The organism is Streptomyces sp. NPDC088554 (assembly GCF_044752945.1).
Taxonomy (GTDB): Bacteria; Actinomycetota; Actinomycetes; order Streptomycetales; family Streptomycetaceae; genus Streptomyces.
The window spans coordinates 346,622-362,186 of the sequence record NZ_JBIVMF010000001.1; the positions used below are offsets into that span (position 1 = coordinate 346,622).

Below are 15,565 nucleotides of genomic sequence, written 5' to 3' on the forward strand. Positions count from 1 at the left end.
CGCCACTTTCCGTACGGCCGGAGCGGCGGGACGCGTTCCCTCATCGGCGGAGTGGACGGTCCCTGCGAAGATGAGGTGTGGAAATCGTCATCCTTGTTGTAGTTATCGCCCTGGTCGCCGTCGGCGCGATCGGCGGCCTCGTGGTCGGCAGCCGCAGGAAAAAGAAGCTGCCTCCCCCGGCTCCGTCGAGCACGCCGACCATCACAGCTCCCCCCGCCGAGCCGCATGTCGGCGACGAGGCGGAGACCCCGCGCGACGAATCGCGCCGCACGATCGAGGAGGTCGGCCTCCCGGACTCCGGTGGCGCGGCGGTCGGGGTGGAGGAGCCCGAGGCCCCGCCCGCGATCGAGATCCCGGAGCCGTCCGCCGGGCGGTTGATCCGGCTCCGCGCGCGGCTCGCGCGCTCGCAGAACTCCCTCGGCAAGGGGCTGCTCACCCTGCTGTCCCGGGAGCACCTCGACGACGAGACCTGGGAGGAGATCGAGGAGACCCTCCTCATCGCCGATGTCGGTGTCATGCCGACCCAGGAACTGGTCGAGCGGCTGCGCGAGCGGGTGCGGGTGCTCGGCACCCGTACGCCGGGTGAGCTGCGCGCGCTGCTCAAGGAGGAGCTGGTGGCCCTCCTGGACCCGGAGTTCGACCGTACGGTCAAGACCGAGAGCGGGCTGGACACCCCGGCGGTCGTGATGGTCGTCGGGGTCAACGGCACCGGCAAGACCACGACCACCGGCAAGCTCGCGCGGGTGCTGGTCGCGGACGGGCGCTCCGTGGTGCTCGGCGCGGCGGACACGTTCCGCGCCGCCGCCGCCGACCAGCTCCAGACCTGGGGCGAGCGCGTCGGTGCCCGTACGGTACGCGGCCCGGAGGGCGGCGACCCGGCGTCGATCGCCTTCGACGCGGTCAAGGAGGGCATCGCGGAGGGCGCGGACGTCGTCCTCATCGACACGGCGGGTCGGCTGCACACCAAGACCGGGCTGATGGACGAGCTGGGCAAGGTCAAGCGGGTCGTGGAGAAGCACGGCCCGCTGGACGAGGTGCTGCTCGTCCTGGACGCCACGACCGGCCAGAACGGGCTGGTGCAGGCGCGGGTGTTCGCGGAGGTCGTGGACATCACCGGCATCGTGCTGACCAAGCTGGACGGTACGGCCAAGGGCGGCATCGTGATCGCGGTCCAGCGCGAGCTGGGCGTACCGGTCAAGCTGGTGGGCCTGGGCGAGGGGGCGGACGACCTGGCGCCGTTCGAACCGGAGGCGTTCGTCGACGCGCTGATCGGGGACTGAGCCCCGGTACGCGATGTCCGTGTTCAGTACGGGGTGTCCGGCGCGGGCCGGGCGTGGCGCGGGGGCCACGCCCGGCCCGTACCGCTATACGGCCGAGGATCTGTGGCAGATGTACGCCAGGGTGCCCAGCAGGAGCCGCGCCTGCGGCGGGTCGGCCGCCGTGTCCAGGGACGGCGGTCTGAGCCAGCGCACCTGGCCGGGGCCGGGGTGGGACGGCGGGGCGGTGATGTGGGTGCCGGGGCCGAGGGCGTGCAGGTCGAGGTCGGCGTCGTCCCAGCCCATGCGGTAGAGCAGCTCGGGCAGTTCGGCCGCGGCGCCGGGGGCGACGAAGAAGTGGGCCCGGCCGGCCGGGGTGGCCAGCACCGGGCCGAGGGGCAGCCCCATCCGCTCCAGCCGGACCAGCGCCCGGCTGCCCGCCGGTTCGGCCACGTCGATGATGTCGAAGCCCCGGCCCACCGGGAGCAGCACCGTCGCCCCCGGGACCTGGGACCAGGCCCTGATGACGTCGTCGAGGGCGGCGCCCGCCGGGATCTCCGGGCCGGCGCCCAGCGGATGCGCCCCGGGCGCCGCGCAGCCGGGGTCGTCGCAGGAGCACCGGCCGCCCGAGGCGCGTGCGCCGGGGACGACGTCCCAGCCCCAGAGTCCGGTGTACTCGGCCACCGCGGTGCACTCCGTGGTGCGGCCGCGGCGGCGGGTGCCGGACCGGATCTCCCGGATACCGCCGATCGTGAAACCCATGCCCCCTCCAACGGGTCGAACTCGCCGGTGGTTACGTCTCGCAGTGTGCCTGTGACACTCTGTCGCCACCGGGGTGATCGACGCGGTGCGAAGAAGCACAGAGGGGGGTGCGAGCGGATTCGCGCGCCCCGGCGTGCGACCTCCGCCGCGTTTGATCGTTGCGCGTCAAGTCAATCGCGCTCCGCCGCAGGTGAGTTCATGTGAAGGGGTGGCGAATGGTGGCGCTTCTGTCGTCGCCCTCGCTGGACGAGTGATCGTAGGATTACTTTCGGTGGAGGAACTCCGGGTGAAATGGTCTCTCGGGTATGCCATCGGCAACTCGGTTTCCTGTTCGAAGGGGTACAACCTCCGGACAGGCGACGGTCGGACACGGCATTCTGATAGCGCTCGCGCGGCCGAGGACAGCCGGGCTCGGGCGGGCGAGCCGAGTGCGGTCATGGATGCGAAAAAAAGGGTTTCGGTGGATGGGGGCGTTCCAGTGGGCGGCAGCGACGCGGACGGTACGAACACCGGCAAGCGCCCGAACGGGCAGCTCGGCTCGTGGTTCCTGCGCAGCGGCTGGTCCAAGGGCGAGCTGGCGCGGCAGGTCAACCGCAGGGCCCGGCAGATGGGCGCCCACCACATCAGCACGGACACCTCGCGCGTACGCCGCTGGCTCGACGGCGAGCAGCCGCGCGAGCCGATCCCGCGCATCCTGTCCGAGCTGTTCTCCGAGCGGTTCGGATCCGTCGTCGCCGTGGAGGACCTCGGACTGCGCTCCGCGCACCAGTCGCCCTCGGTGTCCGGGGTGGACCTGCCCTGGACGGGTCCGCAGACCGTCTCCCTGCTCGGTGAGTTCTCGCGCAGCGATCTGATGCTGGCGCGCCGGGGCTTCCTCGGGACCTCGCTGGCGCTGGCCGCCGGGCCCGCGCTGGTGGAGCCCATGCAGCGCTGGCTGGTGCCCGCCCCGGCGGGCGACCGGAGCGCGGCGCCCGACCCCCGGGAGGCCCCCGTGTCGCGCGGGGGCCGGCTCTCCGGCCCCGAGCTGGACCTGCTGGAGTCGACCACCGCGATGTTCCGGCTGTGGGACGCGCAGTGCGGTGGCGGACTGCGGCGCAAGGCCGTCGTCGGCCAGCTGCACGAGCTGACCGACCTGCTCCAGGAGCCGCAGCCCGAGGCCACCTCCAAGCGGCTCTTCCGGTGCGCGGCCGAGCTGGCCGAGCTGGCCGGCTGGATGAGCTACGACGTGGGGCTCCAGCCCACCGCCCAGAAGTACTTCGTCCTGGCCCTGCACGCGGCCAAGGAGGCAGGGGACAAGCCGCTCGGCTCGTACATCCTGTCCTCCATGAGCCGCCAGATGATCCATCTGAACCGGCCCGACGACGCGCTGGAGCTGATCCATCTCGCACAGTACGGAAGCCGCGACTGCGCCACCCCCCGAACCCAGGCCATGCTGTATGCGATGGAGGCGCGGGCCTACGCCAATATGGGCCAGCCGAGCAGGACGAAGCGGGCCGTCCGGATGGCCGAGGACACCTTCTCCGACATCGGCCTCGACGGCGAGCCCGAGCCCGACTGGATCCGCTTCTTCTCCGAGGCCGAGCTGAACGGGGAGAACGCCCACTCGTACCGGGATCTGGCCTATGTCGCGGGCCGCAGCCCCACCTACGCCTCCCTCGCCGAGCCCGTGATGCGGCGCGCCGTCGAGCTGTTCGAACACGACGAGCACCAGCGGTCGTATGCGCTGAACCTCATCGGGATGGCCACCGTCCACCTCCTCCAGCGCGAGCCGGAACAGGCCACGGCCCTTGCGGAGCGGGCCGTGGCGGTGGCCCGCAAGGTGCGCTCCGAGCGCGTCAACACCCGGCTCCGCAAGACACTCGCCACCGCCGCCAGGGACTTCGGGGACGTCGCCGAGGTCATCGATCTGACCGAGCTGCTCGCCTCCGAGCTGCCCGAGTCCGTGGAGGCCGTCTGAGCTGCGGGCATCCCCCGCACCGCCTGGGCTCCGGCCGCGGCAGTCACCCCGTACAGCCCGACACGGCTCCCCCGCCGCCAGGACAGCAGGGTGATCGCCGCGGCCGGTTTACGATGCCGGAAAGGGGCATTCGCAGCCACTGGCCGAGGTCTTCCGGTTCACCGGCTCGTAACACGCAGGACGCCTTCGTCACCCGTGCGAAACATCGAGCGGTACTGACCGAAACGGCGCTGCGCCAGTCTCCTCAGCACAGTCGGCCTTTTAAACATGAGCATCCGCACAGGCCGTTCCCATCCACGAGGAGACGCTGGCCTTGAATGGCGCAGATACCGCATTCGTACTGATCAGTGCCGCGCTCGTCATGCTGATGACGCCCGGCCTGGCATTCTTCTACGGCGGCATGGTGCGGGTGAAGAGCGCCCTCAACATGCTCATGATGTCCCTGATCTCGCTCGGGATCGTCAGCGTGCTGTGGGTCCTCTACGGGTACTCGCTGGCCTTCGGCGACGACATCGGCGGCGGCCTCCTGGGCAACCTGGACCACATCGGATTCAGCGGCGTCTCGGTCGACACCCTGACCGGAGGCAAGGAAGGCATCCCGGTCTTCGCCTTCGCCCTCTTCCAGATGATGTTCGCGATCCTGACCCCCGCGCTGATGAGCGGCGCCCTCGCGGACCGTGTGAAGTTCAGCGCCTGGGCGCTCTTCATCGGCCTCTGGGTCACGATCGTCTACTTCCCGGTCGCCCACTGGGTGTGGCAGTCCGACGGCTGGCTCTTCAAGCTCGGCGTGATCGACTTCGCGGGTGGTACGGCGGTCCACATCAACGCCGGTATCGGAGCGCTCGCCGCCGTCCTGGTGGTCGGCAAGCGCATCGGCTTCAAGAAGGACCCGATGCGGCCGCACAGCCTGCCGCTCGTCGTCCTCGGCATGGCGCTCCTGTGGTTCGGCTGGTTCGGCTTCAACGCGGGCTCCGCGCTCGCCGCCAACGGCACCGCCGCGATCATGGCCTTCAACACGCAGGTCGCCACCGGCGCCGCGATGATCGGCTGGCTGGTCTACGAGCGCATCCGCCACGGCGCGTTCACCACGCTGGGCGCCGTCTCCGGCGCGGTCGCCGGGCTGGTCGCCATCACGCCCTCCGGCGCCAACGTCAGCCCCTTCGGCGCCATCCTCATCGGCCTGGTCGCCGGCGCGCTCTGCTCCTGGGCGGTCAGCCTCAAGTACAAGCTCGGCTACGACGACTCCCTCGATGTCGTCGGTGTCCACCTCGTCGGTGGTGTCATCGGCACCCTGCTCGTCGGCCTCCTCGCCACGGGCGGCGTCGGTGGTCTCACCCAGCTCGGCAAGCAGGCCGTCGGCGCCTTCTCGGTGATGGCGTACTCCTTCGTCGTCTCCTGGATCCTCGCCAAGATCGTGGACGCCACCATCGGCTTCCGGGCCAGTGAGGACGACGAGACCAGCGGCGTCGACATGGCCTACCACGCGGAATCCGCCTACGACTACAGCGCGGTCGGAGGGTCCCCTTCGGGCCGTAGTAGCGTCGCCGCCTCGAACGCGAACCTCGCCTCGGCGACGAACAAGAAGGTGGACGCATGAAGCTCATCACCGCAGTCGTGAAGCCACACCGGCTGGACGAGATCAAGGAGGCCCTCCAGGCCTTCGGCGTCCATGGCCTCACGGTCACGGAGGCCAGCGGATACGGCCGGCAGCGCGGCCACACCGAGGTCTACCGGGGTGCGGAGTACACCGTCGACCTCGTACCGAAGATCCGTATCGAGGTACTGGTCGAGGACAGCGACGCCGAAGAGCTCATCGATGTAGTGGTCAAGGCCGCCCGCACCGGCAAGATCGGTGACGGGAAGGTATGGAGCGTGCCGGTCGACTCGGCGGTCCGGGTACGGACCGGCGAGCGCGGCCCGGACGCACTCTAGAAGACAGGAACGACTGGGTGACGAGCCTCGAAGAGACCACCGAACAGAAAGACTCGGGACCCAGCGGCTACGCGGCGGCCCGGCTGCGCCTTCTCCAGGAGAAGACGCAGTCCGGGCCGCCGCGTCGTGCCGCCCTGGCCCGGCTGACCGACGACTGGCTGAACGCGCTGTTCACCACCGCCGCCGGAGAGACCGGCGTCCAGGGTGCCGCCCTCGTCGCCGTGGGTGGCTACGGCCGCGGCGAACTGTCCCCGCGCAGCGATCTCGACCTGCTGCTCCTGCACGACGGGAAATCCGGCCCCGCCGCCATCTCCGCCCTCGCCGACCGCGTCTGGTACCCGGTCTGGGACCTCGGACTCGCCCTCGACCACTCCGTCCGTACCCCCGCCGAGGTGCGCGGGACCGCCGCCGAGGAACTCAAGGTGCAGCTCGGGCTCCTCGACGCCCGGCACATCGCGGGCGACCTCGGACTGGTCACCGGCGTACGCACCGCGATCCTCGCCGACTGGCGCAACACCGCCGTCAAACGCCTCCCCGCCCTGGACGAACTCTGCCGCGAACGCGCCGAACGCCAGGGCGAGCTGCGATTCCTGCTGGAACCCGACCTCAAGGAGGCCAGAGGCGGCCTGCGCGACGCCACCGCGCTGCGCGCCGTCGCCGCCTCCTGGCTCGCCGACGCCCCCCGCGAAGGGCTCGCCGACGCCCGCCGCGCCCTGCTCGACGCCCGCGACGCCCTGCACCTGACCACCGGACGCGCCACCGACCGGCTCGCCCTCCAGGAACAGGACTCCGTCGCCACCGAGCTGGGGCTCCTCGACGCCGACGCGCTGCTGCGCCAGGTGTACGAGGCGGCGCGCACCGTCTCGTACGCCTCCGACGTCACCTGGCGCGAGGTCAACCGCGTACTGCGCTCCCGGTCCGTACGCCCCCGGCTGCGCGCCATGCTCGGCAACAAGCCCGCCCCCGACCGCACCCCGCTCGCCGAGGGCGTCGTCGAACAGGACGGTGAGGTCGTCCTCGCCCGCACCGCGCGCCCCGAACGCGACCCCGTCCTGCCCCTGCGCGCCGCCGCCGCGGCAGCCCAGGCCGGGCTGCCGGTCTCCCTGCACACCGTCCGGCGGCTGGCCACGGCCACCAAGCCGCTGCCGGTGCCCTGGCCCGCCGAGGCGCGCGACGAACTGATCACGCTGCTCGGCGCCGGCGAGTCCACCGTCCCCGTCTGGGAGGCCCTGGAGGCCGAGGGGCTGATCACGCGGCTGCTGCCCGACTGGGAGCGGGTCCGCTGCCGCCCCCAGCGCAACCCCGTCCACACCTGGACCGTCGACCGCCATCTCGTCGAGACCGCCGTCCAGGCGTCCTCGCTGACCCGTCGCGTCGGCCGTCCCGACCTGCTCCTCGTCTGCGCCCTGCTCCACGACATCGGCAAGGGCTGGCCCGGCGACCACTCCGTGGCCGGCGAGGTCATCGCCCGCGACGTCGCCACCCGGATGGGCTTCGACCGCGAGGACACGGCGGCCATCGCCACCGTCGTACGCCACCACCTGCTGCTCGTCGACACCGCGACCCGGCGCGACCTCGACGACCCGGCCACCGTCGGCTCCGTCGCCGACCGGGTCGGCTCGGTCACCACCCTGGAGCTGCTGCACGCCCTCACGGAGGCCGACGCGCTCGCCACCGGACCGGCGGCCTGGTCGTCCTGGCGGGCCTCGCTCGTCAACGACCTCGTCGCCCGCGTCGCCGCCGTCCTCGCGGGCGACGACCCCGCCGAGCCCGAACCCGCCGCGCCCAACGCCGAACAGGAACGCCTGGCCGTCGAGGCGCTGCGCACCGGGGGGCCCGTACTGGCGCTGCACGCCCAGCCCGAGACCCCGCAGGACACCGCCCCCGAGACCCCCGAACCCGTCGGTGTCGAACTGCTCATCGCCCTGCCCGACCGGCCCGGCGTCCTGCCCGCCGCCGCCGGGGTGCTGGCGCTGCACCGGCTCACCGTGCGGGCGGCGGAGCTGCGCGCCGTCGAGCTGCCCACCGGACTCGGCACCGCCGAGGTCCTGCTGCTCAACTGGCGCGTCGCCGCCGCGTACGGCTCCCTGCCCCAGGCCGCGCGGCTGCGCGCGGATCTGGTACGGGCGCTGGAGGGCTCCCTGGACATCAGCGCGCGGCTCGCCGAGCGCGAGGCCGCCTACCCGCGCCGCCGGGGTGTCCAGGCCCCGCCGCCCCGGGTCACCGTCGCGCCGACCGCCTCGCGGCACGCGACGGTCATCGAGGTCCGCGCCCAGGACGCCCCCGGACTGCTGCACCGCATCGGCCACGCGCTGGAGACGGCGGCGGTACGGGTACGCAGCGCCCATGTGTCGACCCTGGGGGCCAACGCGGTGGACGCCTTCTACGTCACCTCGGACCGGGGCCGGCCGCTGTCCGCGACCGCCGCCGCCGAACTGGCCCGCGCGCTGGAGGTCGCGCTGCGCTGAGAAGCCGGATGCCGGACTGCCGGACTGCCGGGCAGCCGGACTGCCGGGCAGATCGTCCCCGTACACCGTGACGTCCCGTACCGCGGACGTCCGGATGTACGGCGAGGACCGTCCCCCGCACAGCCCCGGCCGTACACGGGGCAGACCTCACCTCGTGCGGCCGGATACCCTGGGGGACGGTCTGTCCTCGCACCGAGGGGGACAGCTCCCTCATCCGTTCCCGACCTGAGGATCCGCGACCGCCGTGTTCGATACTCTCTCCGACCGCCTCGCAGCCACATTCAAGAGCCTCCGGGGCAAAGGGCGCCTCAGCCCGGAGGACATCGACGCCACGGCCCGCGAGATCCGGATCGCCCTGCTGGAGGCAGATGTCGCGCTGCCGGTCGTCCGCGCCTTCATCGCGAAGGTCAAGGAGCGCGCGGCGGGCGCCGAGGTCTCCAAGGCGCTGAACCCCGCCCAGCAGATCGTCAAGATCGTCAACGAGGAGCTCGTCTCCATCCTCGGCGGCGAGACCCGGGTCGTGCGCTTCGCCAAGCAGCCGCCGACCGTGATCATGCTGGCCGGTCTCCAGGGCGCCGGTAAGACCACCCTCGCCGGAAAGCTCGGCCTCTGGCTCAAGGGCCAGGGCCACACCCCGCTGCTGGTCGCCTGTGACCTCCAGCGCCCCAACGCCGTCACCCAGCTCTCCGTCGTCGCCGACCGCGCGGGCGTCGCCGTCTACGCCCCCGAGCCGGGCAACGGCGTGGGCGACCCCGTCAAGGTCGCCAAGGACTCCGTCGAGTACGCGAAGACCAAGCTGCACGACGTGGTCATCGTCGACACCGCGGGCCGCCTCGGTATCGACCAGGAGCTGATGAAGCAGGCCGCGGACATCCGCGACGCCGTCAGCCCCGACGAGGTCCTCTTCGTCGTCGACGCGATGATCGGCCAGGACGCGGTCAACACCGCCGAGGCGTTCCGCGACGGCGTCGGCTTCGACGGTGTCGTGCTCTCCAAGCTCGACGGCGACGCGCGCGGCGGCGCGGCCCTCTCCATCGCGCACGTCACCGGCAAGCAGATCATGTTCGCCTCCAACGGCGAGAAGCTGGACGAGTTCGACGCCTTCCACCCCGACCGGATGGCCTCCCGCATCCTCGACATGGGTGACCTCCTCACCCTCATCGAGCAGGCGGAGAAGACGTTCAGTCAGGAGGAGGCCGAGAAGATGGCCTCCAAGCTGGCGAGCAGCAAGGGGGGCAAGGACTTCACCCTGGACGACTTCCTGGCCCAGATGGAGCAGGTCAGGAAGATGGGCTCCATCTCCAAGCTGCTCGGCATGCTGCCCGGCATGGGTCAGATCAAGGACCAGATCAACAACATCGACGAGCGCGATGTGGACCGCACCGCCGCGATCATCAAGTCCATGACGCCCGCCGAGCGCCAGGACCCGGTCATCATCAACGGCTCGCGCCGGGCCAGGATCGCCCGGGGCTCCGGCGTCGAGGTCAGCGCCGTGAAGAACCTGGTCGAGCGCTTCTTCGACGCCCGCAAGATGATGTCCCGCATGGCGCAGGGCGGCGGCATGCCCGGAATGCCGGGCATCCCCGGCATGGGCGGCGGCCCCGGCCGCGCCAAGAAGAAGGTCAAGCAGGCCAAGGGCAAGCAGCGCTCGGGCAACCCGATGAAGCGCAAGGCCGAGGAGCAGGCCGCCGCGCAGCGCCGCGAGGAGGCCGCGCTCGGCCTGCCGGCCGGCGAGCCGGACAAGGCGTTCGAACTGCCGGACGAGTTCAAGAAGTTCATGAACTAGTACGGAGTGGTACGGGACGGCTCGGTACAGGCTCCGGACGGATCAGCTCAGGCTCCAGGTCGCGCAGCGCGCGGCGGAGGATCCCGGTCACCAGATCCGCCCCGGCCCGCATCGGATTGACCCGTACCACCCAGTCCGCCAGCTCCGGGGCGTCGGTGAGCGACGTCCCGGACAGCCGGTAGACCAGCGGCGCGATCTCGTAGCGGGAGTTGGCGCCCACCGGGCAGGGCGCGGCGCCGTGGCGGGCCGCAGCGGCGGGCAGCGCCCGTGCCACCGGCCGGTCGAGCCGTACGAGCAGACAGCGGTCCTGCGCGTTGGCGATCCGCGCCTCGGCGACGCCCGCCACCTCACCCGCCGCGAGCCGCTCCGCCACCTCCGCGCCCACCGCGGACTGGAGCGCCCACATCACGGGGACATGGGTGAGGGCGCGCAGCGCGTCCAGCGCCTGGTGGCCCTGGACCTGGCCGCCCCCCGAGTAGTTGTCGGCGCGGATCCGCCCGACGAGGTCCCGGGCGCCGACGACCGCGCCGACGCCCTCGGGGCCGTGCAGTTTGAAGAGCGAGAAGCAGGAGGCGTCCGCGCCGAGTTCGACGCCGGAGGCGGGCACGCGCAGGGCCGTGTAGTTGTCGTCCACGACCGTACGGACCCCGGCGGCCCGGCAGACGCCGAGCACCTCGCCCGGATCGTAGGAGTCCGCGAGCCGCTGGCGGCTGTGCTGGACGTACGCCCAGCGCAATCCGTGGGATTCCAGGGCCCGCCGCAGGTCGCCGGGGTCGTTGAGATCGGCCTCGACGGTACGGACGCCCAGCCCGCGCAGGGTGACGGCGGTCGTCCGGTAGACCGGCGCCCGGTGGATCAGCAGCGGTTCGCCGGGGGAGAGCACCGAGGCCAGGGCGGCGCGGATCGCCCCCGTACCGGCGCCCTGGACGAGCGCGGCGTCCTCGGCGCCGAACCAGTCGGCGAGCACGGCCTCGACCCGCGCGGTCGTACGGGGCCGGCCGAGCCCGGGGACGACACCGGCGTCCGCCTCGAAGAGTTGCCGCCCCTCGAAGTGCGCGGCGGTCGCTTCGAGCAGCCGGAACTGCCGGGCGACGGCGTCCGCCAGGGGGACGGTCGCGAGCGGGTGGGTCGGCGGCAGCGCGCGCATCTCGGCTCTCCTGTACGTACGAAGGTCGGCTTGTGCGAAGGTCTCAGCTTTCACGGAGGTCCTGGCTTACGGAGGCCCCGGCTTTGCGGAGGTCCTGGCTCCGGTACGTCGGTGGCGGCGTCCGGGCTTTCCGGTACGGCGGCGGCGGCGCCCGTGAGGAACCGCAGCGGGTTGCGGCGCGTCAGCAGATCGATCAGGTCCTCGTCCGCCCCCGCCGCCCGCAGCCTCGGCAGGAACGAGCGGAAGAGATGCCCGTACCCCCGGCCGCCCGCCGATGTCAGATAGCCGTACCGCGAGATGTCGCAGCTCAGCAGGGCGCGATCGGCGTACCCCGCCTCCAGCAGGGCCAGCAGCAGCCGTAGCCGGGTGTCGTCGCTGCGGTAGCCCTCCTTGCCGACCGTGTCGAAGGAGACATACGCGCCGCTCGCGGCCAGCTCGCGGTGGACGGCGGGCGCGTCCAGCAGATCCTGGTGGCCGATGGCGATCCGGTGTGGCGCCAGCCCCGTACCCGCGAGGAGTCCGAGCTGCGCGAGGCCGCCCCGGCCGAGCCGGGCGTGGGTGACGACGGACAGGCCGGTGGCGAGGGCCGCGTGGGCCGAGGCGAGGAGGACGCGGCTCTCCGGCGGGCTCGGCAGGTCGCCGTGGCTGCCGATCTCGCCCAGGACGCCGCGGCGGATGCCCGTACCGCCGATGCCCGAGCGGATCTCGTGGACGAGCATCCCGGTGAGCCGCTCGACGCTCGTGGCGGCGACCTCGGGCGGATGGAACGGCTCGTAGTACCAGCCGGTGGCGGCGATCACCGCGACCCCCGAATCGGCGGAGATCCGGGCCAGGGCGCGCGGATCGCGGCCCATGCCGCGGCAGGTCGGCTCGACGACCAGCCGGAGCCCGAACGCGTCGCGCAGCGCGGCCAGTTCGGCGGTGACGGCGCGGCGGTGCGAGGCGTCGAGGACGGCGGCGCGCTCGCCCGTACGCCGCAGGTCGAGCACCAGATGCTCATGGGCGAGCACCGGACCGCGTACGGCGGAGACGGGCAGCGGCCCGGTGACGGTACGCAGAACGTACGACGGGTCCGGCACCGGATCAGCCCTCCGCCGGGGTGAACAGCCCCAGCCAGTACAGGACATTGAGCAGCACGCCCCCGGCGACGACCGCCACGGGCGCCGCCGCCATCCGTACGACGGGCCTGCCCATCGCCTCGTTGAGGAGGTAGAGCCCGCCGACGACCATGATCGCGAACCCGCCGCCCATCACATGGGCCGCGAGCAGCGAGCCGAACAGGATCGCCAGCCCCAGCGTCTCCCCGATCGCGCCGCGCAGCTGCTCGGAGGAGTTCCGCACGCTCGGCAGCCCGCCGAGGACGCGGCCGAGCGACGACAGGGCCAGCACTTCGAGGGCGAACACCCCGGCGCCCACGGCCGCCGCCGACAGCGGGTCCGGCAGCAGATAGCCGAGGGGGCAGACCAGAGTGAAACCGGCGATGCCGTACGCGCCCGAGGCCAGCGCGGTCGTCGCGATCAGCGGGACGAAGCCGAGCACCCGGTAGAAGTCGACCTGCGCGGCCTCGGCGTACCGCCCCTCGCCGATCAGGAAGCTGGTCGCCTCGCCGCCGCCGAAGACATGCGACTGCGCCAGTACGCAGACCCCGGCGCCCAGCGCCATGAACAGCGGCAGATGCCGGCGCAGCCGCAGGGCGCCGGCGCCGAAGAGCGAGGCCAGCGCGTCGTCACCGTCCTGCGCGGGCTGTCCCTCGGCGCGCCCGCGCAGATCCTCGCGTACGGCGAAACCGATGAGCAGCAGCAGCCCGGCGGCCATGGCGAGCGAACCGGCGAAGACCCCCGGCCAGAACCGCAGGGTCAGGACCGTCAGGGCCAGCTCCAGCACGGCCGTCAGCGCGCCGCGCGCCCGCCCGAACTGGCGGGTGACGGCGAGCACCGGGAAGAGCGTGAACAGGAACAGGATCGGGGTCGACATCTGCCGCATCGCCGTCAGGAAGTCGACCGGCAGCCCGCGCGCCAGCTGGTCCGCCCCGCCGAGACCGAACACCACCACCGCGCCCCACGCGCCGCCGAGCAGCGGCGCGAGCCATCTCCGGGGCGCGAGGAGGCCGAGGACATCGGTGGGCAGGAACAGCAGCCAGGGGTTGAGGACCCCGCTGGACAGGGCCAGCGGTGCGCCGAGCCCGAAGACGAAGCCCGCGGAGAGCCCGAAGGCCACCGCCCCGGTGGCGGAGCGCCCGGAGCGGCCCTGGACGAAGTCGAGCAGGAACGGGCGTACGCCGTCGTTGAACACGGCCAGCGCCAGATGCGCGACCAGGGCCGTCAGCGCGCACAGGGCGATGACGAGCGCCTGCTGTGCCGCCGTGAGGTCCAGCCCCGCGGACATCAGCCGCGTGCGACGATCGCGCGGGCCACGACCGGGGCGACCGCGTCGATCCGGTCGGCGGCGAAGCCGAACACCCGCTTGCCGTCCGCGAGCAGCGCGCCGACCTGCTCCTCGGTCGGGACCGAGCGGCCGAACGTATGGCAGAGGGGCTGCCCGAGCAGTCCGACGAGCAGCCCGAGCGAGGCTCCGGCGCCGGTGAGACAGGTGCCGAGGTAGTAGTCGGCCAGCCCCGAACGGAGCTTGGTCGCGCCGTCCATGTCGTTGGAGAGGGCGACCTCCAGCCCGTCGAGTCCGAGGGCGGCGAGGGTGTCGGCCACCTCGGACCTGCCGAGACCACCGGTGAGGATCTTTGCCATGGCGCAACCCTTGGGTTGTCGGAAGGAAGGGGCGGAAGAGCCGAGAAGGGCTGGGAGGGTCAGAAGGGGAAGTCCCGGGCCAGTACGGCCAGATGGAGGCCCAGGAAGTTGATCTCGGCATCGGGGAGCGGCGCGCCCAGCTCCCGTTCCGCCCGTGCGGAGACGGCACGCGCGCGTGCCAGCGCCCCGGGGTGCCCGGCGAGTTCGGCGGCGATCCGGCCGTCCGTATCGGACGGGGCGACCGGTGTGCCGTCGAGGAGCCGGGTGAGCGCCATCAGCAGGTGGCCGGTGAGCAGGGCGGCGGTGTCCTCGGTGACGGCGCGGCCCTCGGCGGCCAGGGCGTCCAGCTCCGCCGTGACGAAGGCGGCGACCTCGGGCCGTACCCGACCCGTCTCGTGGAACAGCCGGATACGGAGGGCGAGTCGGTCGTCCATGGGGTCCTCGATGGCTCGGCTCCGGTGGGGCCGCGCCCGCGGTCCCGTCAGTACGAAGGGGTGCGCTCGCCGTTCAGCACCTCGGCCTGGAGCGTGGTGATGACGGACAGGTCGAGCGCGTCACGTATCGCGTCGAAGGCCGGGGTGGATCCGGCCCTGCCTATGAGCGCCGCGCTGGAGTTGCGCAGCGCCAGACCACGGGTGATCCCGGCGCCGAGCGGCCGTATGTCCACGTCCGTGCCGAACAGGGCGCGCACCTCGTCCAGATTCCAGACCGTGGCGTCGGCCCGGTCGTGTTCGAACAGCTCGCGCAGCCTCATGTACGACGCCTCCACCCACTCGATGTCCGTCCGTCCCGCGAACAGGCGCATCGAGAGCAGCCGTTGGTCCTCCGAGGCGCTGTCGACGGCGACGCGCAGCCCCGGCGCGCCGGGGTCGGAGCCGTGCCGCAGCAGCAGACCGTGCGCGCCGACATAGGTGGCCGGGCCGAGATCCGCTATCAGCTCGATCGGATGCTCCTCGACGAGCCGCTCGGCGGCGAAGCGCGAGAGCACCACGAGATCGGTCCTGCCGTCGAGCAGCGCGGCCGCACGCGCCCCGGACCCGCGCATGAAGGTGAGCGCGAACGGCGCCCCGGTCCCCTCGAAGGCCGCGCGCAACCCGGTCGCCAGCCCCTCGTACCGTCGGGAGTACGGCAGCGGCATCGCGGCCAGCAGGGTGCCGAGCCCGGAGAGCCGCCAGAGTATGGCGCGGTCCGAGCGGACCAGGAAGGTGCCCAGATGGCCCCGGGCCGTGGTCTCCACCGCGCCCGCCCGCTCCAGCAGCTGCAGCGCGCCCTGCACCGTGCCGTTCCCGACGCCCAGCCGCACGGCGAGATCCCGGACGCGCGGCAGCCGCGCGTCCGGCTCGTGGCCCAGCAGAAGGGCGGCCAGCTGCCGGGCCGCGAGGCCGTTACGGGTCAGGAAGCGCTCGTCCAGGGCGGTCATGAACTGACAGTAAACAGGATTCTGGATACTCACAAGGGTGCCTGTACGAGGGGGACTTGAGCCCGTGAGGCCGTTGTTGCGGGTGGTGCTGACGGT

Annotated in this window: 13 protein-coding genes; 6 read left to right on the forward strand and 7 right to left on the reverse strand. The window is 72.3% G+C overall.

Annotation, left to right across the window (positions count from 1 at the left end; all coding sequences use genetic code 11):
- Window positions 1-77 precede the first annotated feature (77 nt).
- Complete coding sequence (gene ftsY, locus ACIP8W_RS01405) at window positions 78-1,280, forward strand: signal recognition particle-docking protein FtsY (protein WP_401953798.1); 1,203 nt, start codon at window positions 78-80, stop codon at window positions 1,278-1,280.
- A gap of 84 nt (window positions 1,281-1,364) precedes the next feature.
- Here ftsY and ACIP8W_RS01410 read toward each other — a convergent pair whose 3' ends face one another.
- Entirely contained in the window at window positions 1,365-2,018 is a 654-nt protein-coding gene (locus ACIP8W_RS01410; protein WP_401953795.1) for a bifunctional DNA primase/polymerase, read from the reverse strand.
- A gap of 478 nt (window positions 2,019-2,496) precedes the next feature.
- Here ACIP8W_RS01410 and ACIP8W_RS01415 point away from each other — a divergent pair, with 478 nt between their 5' ends.
- The 5 genes from ACIP8W_RS01415 to ffh all read left to right on the forward strand — a co-directional run bounded on the left by ACIP8W_RS01415 (window position 2,497) and on the right by ffh (window position 10,161).
- Window positions 2,497-3,975, forward strand: a complete 1,479-nt coding sequence (locus ACIP8W_RS01415) for a hypothetical protein (protein ID WP_401953792.1) — start codon at window positions 2,497-2,499, stop codon at window positions 3,973-3,975.
- 313 nt (window positions 3,976-4,288) lie between these two features.
- On the forward strand, window positions 4,289-5,572 hold the full coding sequence (locus ACIP8W_RS01420; RefSeq protein WP_401953789.1) for an ammonium transporter: 1,284 nt from the start codon (window positions 4,289-4,291) through the stop codon (window positions 5,570-5,572).
- Window positions 5,569-5,907, forward strand: coding sequence for a P-II family nitrogen regulator (locus ACIP8W_RS01425; RefSeq protein WP_401953786.1), 339 nt, complete (start codon window positions 5,569-5,571; stop codon window positions 5,905-5,907). Before ACIP8W_RS01420 ends, ACIP8W_RS01425 begins: the two co-directional genes overlap by 4 nt.
- Before the next feature lie 17 nt (window positions 5,908-5,924).
- On the forward strand, window positions 5,925-8,375 hold the full coding sequence (locus ACIP8W_RS01430) for a [protein-PII] uridylyltransferase (protein WP_402201572.1): 2,451 nt from the start codon (window positions 5,925-5,927) through the stop codon (window positions 8,373-8,375).
- Between the two features lie 244 nt (window positions 8,376-8,619).
- Window positions 8,620-10,161 carry a signal recognition particle protein gene (gene ffh, locus ACIP8W_RS01435; protein WP_401953780.1) on the forward strand — a complete coding sequence of 514 codons (1,542 nt, stop codon included), beginning with the start codon at window positions 8,620-8,622 and terminating at the stop codon, window positions 10,159-10,161.
- Here ffh and ACIP8W_RS01440 read toward each other — a convergent pair.
- From ACIP8W_RS01440 to yhfZ, 6 genes are read right to left on the reverse strand one after another with little or no spacing between them, the layout of a single operon-like run.
- Entirely contained in the window at window positions 10,151-11,308 is a 1,158-nt protein-coding gene (locus tag ACIP8W_RS01440; RefSeq protein WP_401953777.1) for an aminotransferase class V-fold PLP-dependent enzyme, read from the reverse strand. The two genes, ffh and ACIP8W_RS01440, sit on opposite strands and share 11 nt — an antisense overlap.
- Before the next feature lie 50 nt (window positions 11,309-11,358).
- Window positions 11,359-12,435: a phosphotriesterase gene (locus tag ACIP8W_RS01445; RefSeq protein WP_402201575.1), complete on the reverse strand. Its 1,077-nt coding sequence runs from the start codon at window positions 12,433-12,435 to the stop codon at window positions 11,359-11,361.
- On the reverse strand, window positions 12,392-13,693 hold the full coding sequence (locus ACIP8W_RS01450; RefSeq protein ID WP_402201576.1) for a YhfT family protein: 1,302 nt from the start codon (window positions 13,691-13,693) through the stop codon (window positions 12,392-12,394). The genes ACIP8W_RS01445 and ACIP8W_RS01450 overlap by 44 nt, the downstream gene beginning before the upstream one ends.
- Window positions 13,693-14,049, reverse strand: coding sequence for a DUF2620 family protein (locus tag ACIP8W_RS01455; RefSeq protein WP_401953769.1), 357 nt, complete (start codon window positions 14,047-14,049; stop codon window positions 13,693-13,695). Before ACIP8W_RS01455 ends, ACIP8W_RS01450 begins: the two co-directional genes overlap by 1 nt.
- Window positions 14,050-14,108: 59 nt before the next feature.
- Window positions 14,109-14,483 carry a transcriptional antiterminator gene (locus tag ACIP8W_RS01460; protein WP_401953766.1) on the reverse strand — a complete coding sequence of 125 codons (375 nt, stop codon included), beginning with the start codon at window positions 14,481-14,483 and terminating at the stop codon, window positions 14,109-14,111.
- Window positions 14,484-14,530: 47 nt separating this feature from the next.
- Window positions 14,531-15,469 carry a GntR family transcriptional regulator YhfZ gene (gene yhfZ, locus ACIP8W_RS01465; RefSeq protein ID WP_401953763.1) on the reverse strand — a complete coding sequence of 313 codons (939 nt, stop codon included), beginning with the start codon at window positions 15,467-15,469 and terminating at the stop codon, window positions 14,531-14,533.
- Window positions 15,470-15,565: the final 96 nt, after the last annotated feature.